The organism is Kitasatospora arboriphila, assembly GCF_039528095.1.
Taxonomy (GTDB): Bacteria; Actinomycetota; Actinomycetes; order Streptomycetales; family Streptomycetaceae; genus Kitasatospora; species Kitasatospora arboriphila.
The window spans coordinates 60,357-75,849 of sequence record NZ_BAAALD010000016.1 but is presented as its reverse complement, the minus strand read 5'-3'; the positions used below and the strand labels follow the sequence as shown (position 1 = coordinate 75,849).

Sequence of the window (15,493 nt, the reverse complement as noted above, 5' to 3'; positions counted from 1 at the left end):
GCCGGTCAGGCCGTGGCGGCGCGGACGAGGTGGGCGTAGACCACCACGTTGCCGTCGTAGCCGTGCTGCCTGGTGAAGCCGCCGCCGCAGGTGATCAGCCGCAGCTGGGCGTTGGGCGAGGCGCCGTAGACCTTCCGGTCGGGGAAGTCCTTCTTCGGGTAGACCTCCACGCCGTCGACGGCGAAGTGGGCGGTGGTGCGGTCGGCGCGGACGACCTCCACCTGGTCGCCGCGGTGCAGGGTGCCGAGCCGGTAGAAGACGGCCGGGCCGTCGGCGGTGTCGACGTGGCCGGCCAGCACGGCGGTGCCGCTCTCGCCGGGGGCGGTGCCGGCCGCGTACCAGCCGGCCAGGTTGTCGTCGTCCTCGGGCGGCGGCTGCAGCCGGCCGTCGTCGTCGAGGGCGAGGCCGGTGACGGGCGCGTCGATGCCGGCGCTGCGGATCCGGATCCTGGTCGGCGCGGAACGGGGCATCGGCGGGGCGACGACCATGGGCAGCCCGAGGGCGTCGACGCCCTGTTCGGCGGTGGGCAGCGGGGGCAGGATGCCGCCGCCGTGCAGCATCCAGGCACCGAGCACCAGGGCGGCGCCGGCCGCCAGCGTGCCCGGCCAGGGGCTCCTGCGCTGTCCGCCCAACCCGTGCTCCCGTCCGCCGGTCCGCCCTGCGCGGCCCGTCTCAAGTGAAGGGCCGTCAGCCGACCGGGACATCCGCCGCTGCCCCGCCCGGGTGAGGCCCGTTCCGGCGGCGGCGCACGGCGGGCAGCCGCGGGCGGGTGACGAAGCCCTCGGCCATCGCGTTGGCCAGGCCGATCGCGAACAGCTCGGTGGACTTCTCGTAGAGCAGGTAGCGCGGCTGCCAGTCGGGCCGGTACTTGGCGTTGGCCCGGTACAGCGACTCCAGCTGCCACCAGCGGGAGAGGAAGCGCAGGACGGCCCGCCACAGCCGCAGCACCGGCCCGGCGCCGAGCCGGCCGCCCTCCTCGAAGACCGCCCGGAACATGGCGAAGTTCAGCGAGACCCGGGCGACCTGCAGCTCGCCGGCGGCGCCGCGCAGCAGCAGCTCGGTGACCATGAACTCGACCAGGCCGTTGTCGGACTCCCGGTCACGGCGCATCAGGTCCAGGGAGAGCCCGTGCCCGCCCCAGGGGACGAAGCTGAGCAGGGCGCAGGTGCGGTCGTTCTCGTCCCGGCACTCGATCATCAGGCAGTCGCCGTCGGCGGGGTCGCCGAGCCGGCCGAGCGCCATCGAGAAGCCGCGTTCGGTGCGGCCGTGCCGCCAGGCGTCGGCGAGCCGGATCAGGTCGGCCATCTCCCCGTCGGGGATGTCGCGGTGATGGCGGACGACGGCGCGGTACCCGGCCTTGCGGACCCGGCTGTGCGCCTGCCGCAGCGGCCGCATGGCGCGGCCCTCCAGGGTGAAGCCGGCCGTCTCGACGACCGCCTCGTCGCCGAACTCCAGGGCGCGCAGCCCGGCGACCCGGGTGTAGGCGGTGGCGGCGGCCTCCCCGGCGCCGGTGACGGCCGGGATCCAGCCCTGCTCGCGCAGCCGGCGGTGCCAGACCTCGATCGCCTGCGGCCAGGCCTCCGGGTCGCCGATCGGGTCGCCGGAGGCGAGGGCGACGCCGTTGACCACCCGGTGCAGCACGGCGGCCTTGCCGGACGGGGACCAGCAGACCGCCTTGTCGGGGCGGAGCGCGAAGTAGCCGAGCGAGTCACGGGCGCCGTGCCGGGCGAGCAGGTCGCGCAGCCGCTGCTCGTCCTCGGGCTGCTGCGCGACGTGGCCGCGCGGGGAGCGGAACAGCACCCGCAGGGCGATCAGCAGCAGCGCGGCGCCGAACAGGTTGATCCCGAGGTCGACCCAGCCGGGCACGTCCACGTCGGCGACCTGGACGACCCCGGAGAGGGTGAGCAGGCGCAGCAGCACGTACAGCGAGGCGTCGCCCCAGTCGGGCGGGGTGTCGGGGTAGGTGGCGCGGACGACCGCGGCGCCGAGCACGGTCAGCAGGGCCCCGCCGGCCACCAGGACGACGGCGGCCAGCACCACGTTGCCCCGGGTGCCGCGGGCGGTGAAGACGGGCCGGCCGATCAGCAGCGCGACGAGCAGGGTCACGGTGATCAGGGCGGAGATCCAGTTGAAGGGGTGCTCGCTGTAGTCGACGTAGGCGAGCGCCCAGCCGAACAGCGCGGTGTAGATCGCCACCAGGACGGTGGTGACCGTCCAGGCGGCCCGCTTGCGGCGGCGGAGCATGACGGCGAGCAGCCCGGCGAAGAGCGCGCCGGTGAAGCCGGAGGCGACCAGGACGGGCGTGAAGAAGTCCCCGCGGTTGGCCCGCTGGACCTGCTGGCGAAAGGGCTCGATCAGCCCGGCGACCAGGTTGAGCAGCGCGACCACCCGGACGTACCACTCGGCGCCGGCGGCGAACCGGCGGCGCCAGACGGGCACCGACGGGGCGGGCCCGCGCCCGGCCCCGGAGGCGGCCGCCCCGCCGCGGTCGCGGTCGGCCGCCGGGGCCTTCGGCCCGGGCTCCGGGGCCGGTGCCCGGGCCGGCTCCGGGCGGGGGGCCGGCGGGGCGGGCGGGCCGTCGGCCGGTGCGGCGCCGGCGGGTGCGGTCTCGGCGTCGGGGGCGCCGGCCAGCACGTTGTAGAAGGAGGTCTTGGCGGCGACGATCCGTCCGTGGATCCGGGCGTCCCGGCGTTCGGCGCGGGCCATCCGCTTGGGCCGGGTGCGGTAGCGCCAGCGCGCCCAGGGGCTCTGCGGCCGGGCCAGCCGGACGGCGCCGACCATGGCCAGCGGCGGCAGCATCACCCCGAGCAGGCCCGTCCAGATCTTGCCCTTGAAGAGACTGATCCCGACCAGCAGCAGCAGGATTCCTGCGCCGACGAACTGTCCGGCCGTCAACCGGGATCTGAAGCCGCCGAACGGCAGCTCGCCGATCAGCAGCAGGGCGATGAAGGCGACCGCCAGGATCACCGCGTCCACGGACTTGCGGCCCTGCTCGCTCCAGTAGACGTCCTGGAGGTGCAGGACGAGCGCGAACTCGTCGAGCACCAGGCCGGCGCCGATGCCGAAGCCGAACGCGAGGACGTTCCACAGCTGGCCGCCGTTGCCGCGGACGGTGAAGGCCCCCACGCCGCAGATCAGCACCAGGGCCTGGCCAAACACCACGTGGTGGATGTGCAGGCCGCCGGGGGTGACGTTGCCGGGCCACCAGCTGGTGCCGCGCCGGATCATCCGGACGCTGAAGCGGATGAAGAGGAAGGAGGCCAGCAGTCCCACCAGCAGCAGGAACAGCGGCTCGCGTCCGGTGTCGACGATCCGCTCCCGGTACGCGTCGAGCAGCGACTGCCACATGGCGTACGGGACCTCCGGGAGGCGGCGCGGCGGGACGGTTCCCACCATCTGACGACGGCTCAGCCGGACTCCGCCACTCGATGGCGCGTGCGATGGTCCGAACGGGCGAGCGTTTCGGGCGACCCAGCCGGGTTCACTCCGCGTTCCCCGGCAGGGGCCCTCCGACGTGCCATGCTGTGGGCCGCACCCACCCCCGGACCGTCCATCCGACTGTCGGACTGTCAGCCCGTGCGGTCCCGCTGCGAACAGACCCCACCCGAACGGAGACGACCATGGACGCTCTCTCCCGCAGGTCCTTGCTGGCCGGCGGCGCCGCCACCGCGGCCGCGCTCGCCGCCGGCTGCGCGAGCAGCGGCGGCCGGGGCGGCGAGCAGGCCGGCCCGCCCGTCCGGGCCTCGGGAGCGGCCGACGGCGGCTCGGGCGTCCCCAAGCCGCCCGCCTCGCTGATCGGCGACGGGTCGACCTCCGACTCCGGGCCGCAGCCGCACCAGCCCGAGGCGGTGCCGCTGGAGCTGGGCGAGCGTCCCCCGCAGTTCGTGGTGTTCTCCTGGGACGGCGCCGGCGAACTCGACAACGGGCTGTTCTCGCGGTTCCGGCAGCTCGCCAAGGACCACGACGCCAAGATGACGTTCTTCCTCAGCGGCATCTACACGCTGCCCGAGTCCAAGCGGGACCTGTACCGGCCGCCGCAGCACCCGGTCGGCGCCTCCGACATCGGCTACCTGAGCGACGAGCACATCCGCGAGACCATCAGCCAGGTCGGCGACGCCTGGCTGGAGGGCCACGAGATCGGCACCCACTTCAACGGGCACTTCTGCGGCCCCACCGGCGGCGGCCGGTGGTCCCCCGAGGACTGGGACAGCGAGATCCAGCAGGCCATGGACTTCGTCATGAACTGGCGGACCAACACCGGCCTCACCGACCTCCCGGCGCTGCCCTTCGACTACCGCAAGGAGCTGATCGGCGGCCGCACCCCCTGCCTGGAGGGCCAGCGCGGCCTGCTGCCGACCGCCGCCAAGCGGGGCTGGAAGTACGACAGCAGCGGCCCCGGCGGGCTCCAGGTGTGGCCGCAGAAGTTCCAGGGCGGGGCGCTGTGGGACATGCCGCTGCAGTCCATCCCCTTCCCGGGGCACAGCTTCCAGGTGCTCTCGATGGACTACAACATCATGTACAACCAGTCCGGCAACAGCACCAAGGGCGACACCGCGCGGTACGGCGCCTGGCAGACCCAGGCCCGCGACTCCTACCTGGCGGGCTTCGAGCGCGCGTACACCACCAACCGGGCGCCGATGATCATCGGCAACCACTTCGAGCAGTGGAACGGCGGCATCTACATGAACGCCGTCGAGGAGGCCCTCAAGGGCATCGCCGGCCGCCCGGAGGTCCGGCTGGTGTCCTTCCGGCAGCTGGTCGAGTGGCTGGAGGTGCAGGACCCGGCGGTGCTGCGCAAGCTGCAGTCGCTGGCGCCCGGCGAGTCCCCGGCCGGCGGCTGGAAGTCCTTCCTCGGCGGGGCCGCCCAGGCGGCGCCCTCGACCTGAGGGGCGGGGCGGCTGCGGCCGGGGCCGGCGCGGAGGGTCCGCGCCGGCCCCGCCGCCGTCAGCCCTCGGCGAGTGCCGGAGCCTCGGCCACCGCCACGGGCTTGCGCCCCGCACCGGTGCGGCCCGACACCAGGGCACCCAGCAGGGCCACCCCGGTCATCACCAGGAAGATCACCGCGAACGGGCCGGCCGGCGCCGTCCCACCCTCGGCGGCCGCCACCGAACCGCCGCCGAGCCCGGCGAACAGCACACCCGCCAGACCGATCAGCAGCACGTTGCCGAGCGCGTCGCTCAGCTGGATCGCCGCCGAGTTGGCGCCGGTGTCCTCCGGCGCCGACAGCTTCATCATCAGGACGCTGATGCTGGCCACCGCCAGGCCCATCCCGACACCGCCGACCGCCCAGAACACCGCCGCCGTCCAGGCCGGCACCGCGGGCACCAGCACCACCGCGGCCCCGGCGATCGCCACCGCGGTCAGCACGAAGCCCACCCGGATCAGCGCCTCCCGGTGCCGGTCCGCCCACGGCCGCCCCTGCAGCCAGGAGCCGAGCGCCCACGACAGGCCGCCACTGGTCAGCGTCAGGCCCGCCAGGGTCGGCGACAGGTGCCGCTGGGTCACCATCATCAGCGGGACGAAGGCCTCCGCCGCGAAGAACGCACCCGCCGCGACGCCGCGCAGCAGGATCACCGTCGGCAGCCCGCGGGCCGCCCGCAGCGTGCCCGGCGGCAGCAGCCGCACCACGGCCGGCACCAGCAGCGCCGCGCCCAGCGCGGCAGGCAGCAGACCCAGCAGGTCCAGGCGCTGGCCCGCGTACTGCAGCAGCCCGGCGCCCAGCGCCGCCAGCGCCGCGCACCAGGTGCGGCGCCGGTCGAACGGCGCGGGCCGCAGCGGCGGCTGCGCCCGCTCCGCCCGGCGCAGCGCCGGGCCCATCACGGCGAGCGGCAGCAGGATCAGCACCGGCACGGCCAGGAACACCCAGCGCCAGCCGAGGTGCTGGGTCACCGCGCCGGAGACCAGCGGGCCGACGATCGACGGCAGCACCCAGGCCGCCGAGAACGCCGCGAACACCGACGGCCGCAGCCGCTCCGGGAAGGCCCGGCCCACCACGACGTACAGCGCGACGATCACCAGTCCGCCCCCGAGCCCCTGGATCGCCCGGCCGGCCACGAAGGGCCACATGCCGACCGCCGTGCCGGCCACCACCAGGCCCGCCCCGAACACCGCGATGCCGGTGAACAGCGGCGCCAGCGGGCCCCGCCGGTCGCACCACTGGCCGGAGACCACCAGGGCGAACAGCGTCGTCGTGAAGTAGCCGGAGAAGGCGAAGGCGTACAGGCCGAGCCCGTCGAGCTGCCTGGCGGCGACCGGCATCGCCGTGTTCACCGCCGTCGCCTCGAAGGCGAGCAGCAGCACCACCGAGACGATCCCCAGCGTCAGCGCCCGGTACGGCCCGCTCATCACTCCCCCGGTGTCGAGGGCGGTGTCGGGCACGGGCTCGGCGCGGTCGACCGGGGTCGAGGAGGAGGTGGTGGCCATGCCTGCCATCGTAAGGCGCTCGGGTGCCGGTGACTCCTGACCATCGGTCGGTGATCACCCGGGACCTCCGACCTAAGCCTTCGGTGACCTACGGCTCAGTGCAGCACCTTGAGTCCGATCACACCGCCGAGGATCAGCAACAGGCAGGTCACCCGGGCCGCGGTCAGCGCGTCGCCCAGCGCCGCCATCCCGTACAGCGCCGTCCCGACCGCGCCGATGCCCACCCAGACCACGTAGCCGGTGCCCAGCGGGATGCTCCGCAGCGCGTACGCCAGCCCGCCCATCGACAGCACCAGCGCCACCGCGAACACCGCGCTCGGCAGCGGGCGCGAGAACCCCTTGGCCGCCTCCAGCGACACCGCCCAGACGGTCTCCAGCACGCCCGCCACGATCAACACCAGCCACGCCACGACGGCACCTCCGCAGTAGAGGGCGGCAGCTCTGTCGCTGCCGCCGCAGTACCGCGCCGTCTTGTCCTGCCGGGTACGACGCACCTCGTCCGGGGCGCTCGATCACGCCACCCCTCGAACGTAACACACGACGACACACGGAATTCATACTCGAATATTGACGCACCCCTCCCCGCTCCCCCTAAGATGAATTCACCAGCACGGCGGAGACCGAATACCGGGCCCGCCGCCCACGACAGTGACGACAGGAGTCGGCCATGAACAGGAAGACGGCGGCGATCGCAGCGCCCCGCACCTGTGCCGCCTGTTGTCCCGGCTGTCGCTGTTCCCGCCGCGCCTGACGCGCGCCACGCTCCACCCCTCTCACGACGGGCCCGCACAGGCGCCCCCGTCGTCCCCGGCCGTGTGCCCGAGTGGTTCAGGGAGCCGCCTGCAAAGCGGTTTACGTGGGTTCAATTCCCGCCACGGCCTCCATTTCCGCGCCACCGGACGGCGAATTCCGCCGTCCGGTGGCGCGGCATTTCCTTTTCCGTCCGGCAGGGGTTTTCCCGATTTTCTCCGCACATGCGGAACGGCGCGGACCGCCCCGTCGTCCGGGGTGGTCCGCGCCGTTCGGGGTGCGGGACGGTCAGTCGATCACCGGCGGGTTGGCAGAGCCTCCGCGCCAGGTCTCCTCGTCCTCGACCAGGTAGTCGGGACGCTGGCCGTTGTTGTTCTTGTCCTTCTTCTTGCCCGCCGCACCGGGGCCGCCGTGCATGCCGCCGCCACCGGGGGCACCGTTCTGGCCGGCCCGGCCCTTGCCGATCCCGGAACCGCCCTCGGTGAACGACCGGCCGCCGGTGCCGCCCTTGGCACCGCCGATCACACCGCCACCGCGGCGGACCAGGCCGCTGCCGCCCTTGCCACCGGCACCGGCCCCGGCACCCTTGCCGCCCGCACCGCCCAGGCCGGGCATGCCGCCCGTGCCGGGCATCCCCTGGCGGCCGGCGCCACCAGCACCCGTACCGCCGGCGCCGCTGCCCCCGGTACGACCGCCGGCACCGCCGCCGGGCCCGGTGGCCCCGCCGCGGCCCGCGCCGGACGTCCCGCCGCGGCCGGGCAGCGAACCGCCGCCGAGACCGCCGGGGATGTAGCCACCGCCCCCACCGAGACCGCCGCCACCGCCCAGGCCACCGCCACCACCGAGACCGCCGCCCCCACCGGGGCCGGTCGGCAGCGTGCCGGTGCCGCCACCGCCGGGGGTCGGGTGCGTCCCGACCGGCGGCAGGCTGTCGATCCCCGTGCTCGGCGGAACGACCGGGTGGCCCGGGGTCGGCATCGACCCCGGCGGGACGTCGCCCGGCAGCGGGGTCGGCACGTGCGGCGAACCCGGGATCGTCTGCTTCGGCCCCTGCGGGTCCGTCTGCCCCGGCTTGCCCGACGGGTCGTCCGGCACGCCGTTCGGGTACTTCGGCGAGGGCGGCGGGGGGGCGACGATCGCGGGCGGAACGGGGTTCTCGGGCTCCGGCGGGAACGCCTTGGACGGGTCGTGCCGGTTCTCCTTCGCCGGAGGCTTCAGGTACCCGGCGGCCTGGTTGTACTGCGGCGCGAGGTGCTCCATGACGCCGATGGCGTACTGGTGGGAGACCTCGGTCGCCGAGAGCTCGCTGTAGTTCTTGTTGACCGCGCTGATCCGGTCCATGCCGCCGGCCACGTCGGCCTTGAACTGAGCGTCGGAGCGGTCGAAGCCGTCACCGAGCAGCTTCGCGCCGCGGTCGAAGGTGCTGGGCACCTGGATCTGCGCCATGGTGGCCTTGCTCTGCTGCAGGGCGTCCCCGGCGAACTTCATCGCCGAGGAGGTGTTCTGCGCATGGGCGGCCGTGTTGGTCATGCTGGTCTGCAGGGTCGCCGCCCGCTTGGTGAAGCCGTCGGCGGCCGCGCCCTCCCAGTTGGCGGTGGCGTGCTGCACCGCCCGCTGCAGATCGGCCACGGCCTGCTCCAGCTCCTGGTGGACGTTGGTCCAGTGCTGGCTGACCTCGTGGAGTCGCTCGGGCCGTGAGTGCTCCAGCATCCGCTTGAGCGGGATCAGGTCCTCGTGTTCGAACTGGCTCATCTCACGCCCTCCCGGACTGCATGGACTTCGTCGAGGCGACGAACTCGTCCTCGCGCGTCCGGTAGGCGGTGTTCACCGTGTGCGTCTTGTCACCGAAGTCGTTGATCAGCGAGTCGAGCTCCTGGATGTGCTGACTCAGGAACTCCTGCATCTGCGCGTGTGCGGCGAAGAGCTGCTTCGCCTCCGCGAAGTTGGCACCGAAGTCGTCGCTGACGAGGACGGTGTTGTACTTCGCCTTGTTGCCGCACTCGCTGAGGCCCTGCTGGAGGGCCCTCAGTCGCTTCACGACCGCTTCCAGCTCGTCCGTGTTGACGCGGTATCCGTCGGCCATCTCACTCCTCCCCCTGGAGTCCGTACTTCCCCGTTGTTGCTGCACCCCGTGCGCAACGGGGCATGGCGCCCTGACAGGGCGTTCGATCGTATCGCCTCTAGGCCGTGTACTGACACACCGTCATCGCGGTGGGTTACCGCCCTGGTAGGGGTTCTGGTACGGCTGCTGCTGGGGGTACCCGGGAGGCGGCGGCTGGGTGCCGTAGGGCTGCTGCGCGGGCGGCCAGCCGGGGGCCGCGCCGTACGGGGCCTGGCCCTGCGGGGGCACCGGGGCGGCCTGCAGCCTGCGGCGGTTGCGGGTCGCCGCGGCGATCACCACGACGAGCAGCACCACCACGACGGCGAGGGCGCCGAGCACCATCAGCGGCGTGATGCCGCCGAAGACGGAGGTCTTGGTCACGGGCTGCGACACCGGCGCGTCCGAGGCGGCACCCGGTGCGGCCGCACCCCCCGGCGCGGTCAGCGGGCCTTCCTTGCTGCCCGCCGGGATGTCCATGGTCAGCGCCTCGTAGGGCCGGATCACGCCGTACCCGAAGTGCGGGTCGGGCAGCTTGGCACCACTGGCCGACGCCGGGACGGCAGCCGACTTGGCCAGGCGGTTGGCCACCTGACCGGCGGTGAGCTGGGGGTACTTGGCGCGGACGAGCGCCGCGGCGCCGGACACGTAGGCGGCCGCGTCCGAGCTGCCGCTGCCGATGCAGTACTGGCTGGAGCCGCACTTGCCCGCGGTGACGACGTCGACACCGGGCGCGGCGAGCCGGACCTCCGGTCCGAAGCTGGAGTCGGCCCACACCTCGCCGTCCTTGCCCGCGGCCGCGACCGCGAGCACGCCCGGCAGGTTGGCCGGGTTGTCGACCGCCGAGCCGTTGTTGCCCGCGGCGGCGACCACCAGGACGTCGTGCTGGTAGGCGTACGCGATCGCGGCCGGCATGTCGGGGTTCGCGAAGGACGAGCCCTGCGAGATGTTGATCACCTTGGCGCCGTGGTCCACGGCCCACTTGACGCCCTGCGGGATGGCGTCCGAGTCCTGCGCGTCGGCCTTGTAGACGGGGAGGATCTTGGCGCCCGGGGCCAAGCCGACCACTCCGGCGTTGCTGCCGTGGCCGCGGCCCGCGATCTCCGCGGCCATCCCCGTGCCGTGCGAGTCCGTCGGCCTGGTGTTGAGGTTCTTCCCGCTCTGGTCGTAGCCAGGCAGGACCTGGCCGGTGAGGTCGGGGTGGGTGGCGTCGACGCCGCTGTCGATGACGGCGACGATCACGTTGTCGCCCTTGCTGACGGACCAGACCTTGTCGAGCTTGAAGTACTGGTTGGCCCACTGCCCGTCCCGGACCTGGTCCGCGGACGCCCCGGGGGCGGCCGCCAGCAGGAGTGCACCTGCCAATGTCGTGGCGCCGAGCACCCGCATGGCCCTGGTCAGCCTCATCACTACCCCGTCAGTCGTCTGCTGCTGCCCGTACGTTGTCGCAACGCCCCCGCGTGCACAGGGCGCTTCGATCGTATCGTCTGTCCGGGCGCGGACTGACGCGGCATCGGCCGACCGGCCTGCCGGAACGGGGCCCGGACGGCGTGTCAGACGGCGGCGATGGCGTCCTCGGGGAGGATCGGCAGGCGGCCGACCGGCATGCCGGTGGCGGCGCGGACGGCGGCGGCGACCGCCGCGGGCGCGACGACCGCGGGCACCGCGCTGACCGCCTTGGCGCCGAAGGTGGCGACCACGTCGCGCTCCTCGAGCAGTGCGGCGATCCGGATGTCGGGGGTGTCGAGGGCGGTCGGCAGCCGGTAGCCGGTGAGCGAGGCGTTGACCGGACGGCCGCCCTCGGTGCGCAGGTTCTCCATCAGGGCGAGGCCGACGCCCTGGGCGACGGCGCCCTCGATGCGGTCCTCGATCTGGCGGGGGTTCAGGGCGCGGCCGACGTCCTGGGCGACGGTGACGTCCACCACCCGGACGGCGCCGAGTTCGATGTCGACGTCGACGACGGCCCGCATGGCGCAGAAGGCGATGGAGACGAAGGCGTCGCCCTGCGCGTTCTCGTCCAGCGGCTCGGTGGGGTGCGGACGGCACTGGGCGGTGGCCCAGAGCTCCTTGCCCTCCAGGGCCTCGGCGACCGGCATGCCGAGCACGCCGTCGTAGGAGGTGATCTTGCCGTCGGCGATCGAGAGCAGTTCGACGGACATGCCGAAGTTGGCCGCGATCGGCTGCAGCAGCTGGTGGCGGACCATCAGCGCGGCCTTCTCGACGGCGCCGCCGGACACCCAGGTGTGCCGGCCGCGGGCGGAGGGGCCGGCCGCGGGCTGGTCGCTGTCGACGGGGGCGACGTACACCTCGGAGACGCCGAGGGTGGTCTGCACGATCTGCCGGGCGAGGGTGGCGAAGCCCTGGCCGGCGTCGACGGCGGCGCAGATGACGGTGGCGTGGTCGCCGCTGACCCGCACGGTGGCGGTGGAGACCTCGTCCTCGCCCTCGGCGCCGAGCATGTGCACCATGCCGACGGCGTAGCCGATGCCGCGGCGGACGGCCGCCGGGTCGCCGGCGCCGCCGGGCCCGCCGGGGAGCATCCAGTCGGCCTCGGGGTCGTCGACCGGGAGGGCGGGCAGCGGGAGTTCGGTGACCGCGTCGAGCAGTGCCTCGACCGGGGCCGGGCAGGTGACGGCCTGGCCGGTGGGCAGCGGGTCGCCGGTGGCCATGGCGTTGCGGCGGCGGATCTCCAGCGGGTCGATGCCGACCTGCTTGGCCAGCTGGTCGAGCTGGGACTCGTGGGCGAAGCAGGTCTGCAGGGCGCCCTCGCCGCGCATCCGGCCGGCCGGCGGGTTGTTGGTGCGCACCGCCCAGGCGTCGACGAAGACGTTGGGGCAGGTGTACGGGCCGACGGAGAAGGCGGTGGCGGCGGCGAGCGCCTCGGCGGAGACGTCCGCGTAGGCGCCGCCGTCGAGCAGGATCTGCGCCTCGACCTTGACCAGCTTGCCCTCGGCGTCGGCGTGGTGGCGGTAGCGCAGCAGGGCGGGGTGCCGGGAGGTGTGGGTGTGGAAGGACTCCTCGCGGGTGAGGGTCATCTTCACCGGGCGGCCGGTGCGCAGGGCCAGCAGGGCGAGGAGCACCTGGAAGGAGAGCGCCTCGCGGTCGGTGGCGGCGCCGGGGACGCCGGTGACGACGGTGCGCACCCGGTCGGGGTCGAGGCCGAGGCAGGCGGCGGTGCGGTCGCGGTCGCCGTGCGGGTCGGTGGTGGAGAGGTGGAGTTCGACGCCGCCGTCGGGGCGGGGCACGGCGAGGCCGGCCTCGGCGCCGATCGGGGCCGGGTCCTGCCGGCCGACCTGGTAGAGGCCCTCGACGACGAACTCGCCGACCGCCTCCGGGTCGCCGGTGCGCAGCGGGAGGTGGCGGAAGAGGTTGCCGTCGGGGTGCAGCGGCGCGGCGTTGAAGGCGGCCTCGGGGTCGGTGACGGCCTCCAGCACCTCGTACTCGACGGCGACGAGGGAGGCGGCCAGCCGGGCGGTGTCCGGGGTCTCGGCGGCGACGGCGGCGATCGGCTCGCCGTGGTGGCGGACGACCTCGGAGGCGAGGACCGGCCGGTCACCGGGGACGGGGCAGGAGGCCAGGTCGGCGGCGGTGACGACGGCGTGCACGCCGGGCAGGGCGAGCGCGGCGGAGGTGTCGACGGAGACGATCCGGGCGTGGGCGTGCGGCGAACGCAGCACGGCGCCCCAAAGCAGGCCCTCGGCCCAGAGGTCGGCGGCGTAGGGGTAGATGCCGAGCGCCTTGGGGAGGGCGTCGGTGCGCAGCGGGGAGCTGCCGAGGCCGAACGGTTCGGGCGCCGGGGTGTCCTGCTCGGTGGGCGCGGTCATGCGTTCTCGTCCTCGGGGAGCCTGATGCCGTGGGCGGGGGTGGTGCCGTCGTAGCCGGCCGGGCCGGTGTGGCCCGGGTGGCCGTGGTGGCCGTGGTGGCCGGTGGCGGTGTCGTAGCCGGTCTCGTAGACCGGGCTGTCGTAGCCGGCCGGGGTGACGTACACCTGGCCGGTGTCGTAGCCGCCCTCGTAGACGGGGGCGCCGTCGTAGTGGGCCTGGTCCGGCAGCGGGATGCCGTGCGGCGGGGTGGCGCCGTAGGGGGCGGCCTCGTAGGAGGTGCCGTGCGCGGGCGTGGGAATGTACGGGGTGCCGTGCGCGGGCGTGGTGTCGTGGGCCGGGCCGTCGTGGGCGGTGCCGTGGGCGGGGGTGGCCTCGTAGCGCCCGGTGTCGTACGGGGCGGCCTCGTGTCCGGGGGCCTGGGCGGGTGCCGGGACGTAGCCGAGGTAGCCCTCGGCGGGCTGCGGCGGCTGGTAGTACCCCTCGGGGCCCGGGACGGCGGCGGGCTGCTCGGGCGCCTGGGGCCGGTGGGCGGCGGCGTACTGGTCGGCCTCGACCCAGAGTTCGGAGTCGGCGTAGAGCGGGAGTTCGCCGGCGAGCGGGAGGTCGGCGGCGGACTGCTGGCCGGCCGCCACGGGCGGCGCGGCGGTGGCGCCGTCGGCGGGTGCGGCCGCGTCGGCCTGTTCGGCGGCGGCCTCGGCGGCCTCCAGCTCGGCTTCCAGTTCGGCCTCGCGGGCCTGGGCGACGGTCTGCACGGCGGCGAGGACGCCGCGGTAGCCGGTGCAGCGGCAGAGGTTGCCGCACAGGGCCTGGCGGGCCTCGACGTCGGTGGGGCGGTGGTTGCGCTGCAGCAGGTCGTGGACGGCCATGGCGAGGCCGGGGGTGCAGTAGCCGCACTGGACGGCGCCGGACTCGGCGAGCGCCTGCTGGACGTCGCTGGCGGTGCCGGCGCCGGAGAGGCCCTCGACGGTGGCGATCTCGCTGTCGGCGGCGAGCGCGGCGGGCACCAGGCAGCCGGCGACCAGCTGGCCGTCGACCTGGACGGTGCAGGCGCCGCACTCGCCCTGCTCGCAGCCGTCCTTGGCGCCGGCCAGGCCGAGCCGCTCGCGGAGCACGTAGAGCAGGCTCTCGCCGATCCAGGCGTCGTTGACCGGCCGTTCGAAGCCGTTGACCCGCAGCGTGTACGAGGCGCAGGGGCGCACGTCGCCGAGGCCGTTGAGTTCGTCCGTCACTTCAGCGCCCTTCCCAGTGCCCGGCGGGCCAGCACCGCCACGGTACGCCGCTGGCGGACGAGGGTGGCCGCCGCCCCCTCGCCGGCGCCCTCCAGGGCGGCGTCGGGGATGCAGGCGGCGGCGACGTACTCGCCGAAGGCGGCGAGCGCGGCGGGGTCGATGGGCTGGGCGCCGTCCTCGCCGCGGACGTCCCAGTCGATGCAGCCGGCCACCCAGGCCTCGGCCTCGTGCGGGCGCAGCGGCACGGGGGCGACGGCGCCGACGGCGCAGCGCACGGCGCGCCGGGCGGGGTCGAGGACGAGGGCGACGGAGGCGGCGGCGCGGGCGGGGCCGCTGCGGCCGCCGGCCTTGAGGAAGACCTGCGGGGCGTGCAGCAGCGGGACGCGCACCCACGTGAGGAGCTCGCCGGGGCGCAGCGGGTCGAGGCCGGTGAGCAGGTGGGTGACCGGGACGTCGCGGGTGGCGCCGGACCGGGCGAGGGTGGCGGTGGCCTCCAGCGCGGCGAGCACCGGCAGGGTGTCGCCGGCGGCCGCGGCGGTGGCGATGTTGCCGCCGAGGGTGCCGACGTTGCGGACCTGTGGGGGGCCGGCCGTGCGGGCGGCGTCGGCGAGGGCGGGGATGAGCGCGGCGAAGTCGGGGCGGTCCATCCGGGCGTGGGTGAGTCCGGCGCCGAGCACGGCGGTGCCGCCGTCCTCGTAGCGCCAGCCGCGCAGCTCGGTGATCCGGCCGAGGCCGATCAGTGCGGCGGGGCGCAGCCGGCCCGCGTTGACCGCCTCCATGAGGTCGGTCGCGCCGGCCACCGGGACGGCTCCCGGGGTCGCGGCCAGCGCGTCGACGGCCTCGTCGACCGAGGCCGGCAGCATGATCGTCCGGTTCACCAGGATTCCACCGTGCTCCACTTGCTCATCAACTGCCCTGCCCTCCCACCGGCAGTGCGGCCTGGCCCGTAGGGTACGGGCGATCGGGCCGGGTTGGGCAACTCTGGCACACAATGCCGGATGATCACTTGCCGGCCGGTCCGGCGGTGAGGGCAATACCGGACGAATCAGGCCACAAAACCGAGCGAACCGGAAGGGCTCCGCCCGGATGTTCATCGGATATTGACCTGACGCGGCAGCAGGTCCGGCGGGGTCCGCGGGGTGCGGACGCCCCCGCGCACGCGGTTGACG

Annotated in this window: 11 protein-coding genes, 1 tRNA gene and 1 riboswitch; of the genes, 2 read left to right on the top strand and 10 right to left on the bottom strand. The window is 74.5% G+C overall.

Going from position 1 to position 15,493, the window contains the following annotated elements; all coding sequences use genetic code 11:
• Nucleotides 1–5: 5 nt before the first annotated feature.
• Entirely contained in the window at nucleotides 6–560 is a 555-nt protein-coding gene (locus ABD353_RS11570) for a class F sortase (protein WP_425555137.1), read from the bottom strand.
• Between the two features lie 127 nt (nucleotides 561–687).
• Nucleotides 688–3,396 (bottom strand): phosphatidylglycerol lysyltransferase domain-containing protein, encoded by a 2,709-nt coding sequence (locus ABD353_RS11565; RefSeq protein WP_344623429.1) that lies wholly within the window; start codon nucleotides 3,394–3,396, stop codon nucleotides 688–690.
• Between the two features lie 224 nt (nucleotides 3,397–3,620).
• On the opposite strand from ABD353_RS11565, the gene ABD353_RS11560 reads away from it, so the two are divergent.
• A complete protein-coding gene (locus tag ABD353_RS11560) occupies nucleotides 3,621–4,886 on the top strand; it encodes a polysaccharide deacetylase family protein (RefSeq protein ID WP_344623428.1) in 1,266 nt (421 codons plus the stop codon).
• 58 nt (nucleotides 4,887–4,944) lie between these two features.
• On the opposite strand, the gene ABD353_RS11555 is transcribed toward ABD353_RS11560, so the two are convergent.
• Nucleotides 4,945–6,423: an MFS transporter gene (locus ABD353_RS11555; RefSeq protein WP_344623427.1), complete on the bottom strand. Its 1,479-nt coding sequence runs from the start codon at nucleotides 6,421–6,423 to the stop codon at nucleotides 4,945–4,947.
• Nucleotides 6,424–6,518: 95 nt separating this feature from the next.
• Nucleotides 6,519–6,833 carry a DMT family transporter gene (locus tag ABD353_RS11550; protein ID WP_344623426.1) on the bottom strand — a complete coding sequence of 105 codons (315 nt, stop codon included), beginning with the start codon at nucleotides 6,831–6,833 and terminating at the stop codon, nucleotides 6,519–6,521.
• A gap of 50 nt (nucleotides 6,834–6,883) precedes the next feature.
• Nucleotides 6,884–6,947, bottom strand: a riboswitch (guanidine-III (ykkC-III) riboswitch).
• Between the two features lie 285 nt (nucleotides 6,948–7,232).
• On the opposite strand from ABD353_RS11550, the gene ABD353_RS11545 reads away from it, so the two are divergent.
• Nucleotides 7,233–7,307: transfer RNA gene (locus tag ABD353_RS11545), tRNA-Cys, on the top strand.
• A gap of 154 nt (nucleotides 7,308–7,461) precedes the next feature.
• Here ABD353_RS11545 and ABD353_RS11540 read toward each other — a convergent pair.
• The 6 genes from ABD353_RS11540 to ABD353_RS11515 form a co-directional block, all read right to left on the bottom strand.
• The gene (locus ABD353_RS11540) at nucleotides 7,462–8,925 is read right to left on the bottom strand and encodes a WXG100 family type VII secretion target (RefSeq protein WP_344623425.1); all 1,464 of its coding nucleotides are present in this window, start codon (nucleotides 8,923–8,925) and stop codon (nucleotides 7,462–7,464) included.
• Between the two features lies 1 nt (nucleotide 8,926).
• Nucleotides 8,927–9,256, bottom strand: coding sequence for a hypothetical protein (locus ABD353_RS11535; protein WP_344623424.1), 330 nt, complete (start codon nucleotides 9,254–9,256; stop codon nucleotides 8,927–8,929).
• Nucleotides 9,257–9,376: 120 nt separating this feature from the next.
• Nucleotides 9,377–10,678 carry a S8 family serine peptidase gene (locus ABD353_RS11530; protein ID WP_344623423.1) on the bottom strand — a complete coding sequence of 434 codons (1,302 nt, stop codon included), beginning with the start codon at nucleotides 10,676–10,678 and terminating at the stop codon, nucleotides 9,377–9,379.
• 146 nt (nucleotides 10,679–10,824) lie between these two features.
• On the bottom strand, nucleotides 10,825–13,095 hold the full coding sequence (locus tag ABD353_RS11525; RefSeq protein WP_344623422.1) for a xanthine dehydrogenase family protein molybdopterin-binding subunit: 2,271 nt from the start codon (nucleotides 13,093–13,095) through the stop codon (nucleotides 10,825–10,827).
• Nucleotides 13,092–14,324, bottom strand: a complete 1,233-nt coding sequence (locus tag ABD353_RS40385; RefSeq protein WP_425555134.1) for a (2Fe-2S)-binding protein — start codon at nucleotides 14,322–14,324, stop codon at nucleotides 13,092–13,094. The genes ABD353_RS11525 and ABD353_RS40385 overlap by 4 nt, the downstream gene beginning before the upstream one ends.
• The gene (locus tag ABD353_RS11515; RefSeq protein WP_344623461.1) at nucleotides 14,321–15,187 is read right to left on the bottom strand and encodes an FAD binding domain-containing protein; all 867 of its coding nucleotides are present in this window, start codon (nucleotides 15,185–15,187) and stop codon (nucleotides 14,321–14,323) included. Before ABD353_RS11515 ends, ABD353_RS40385 begins: the two co-directional genes overlap by 4 nt.
• Nucleotides 15,188–15,493 lie beyond the last annotated feature (306 nt).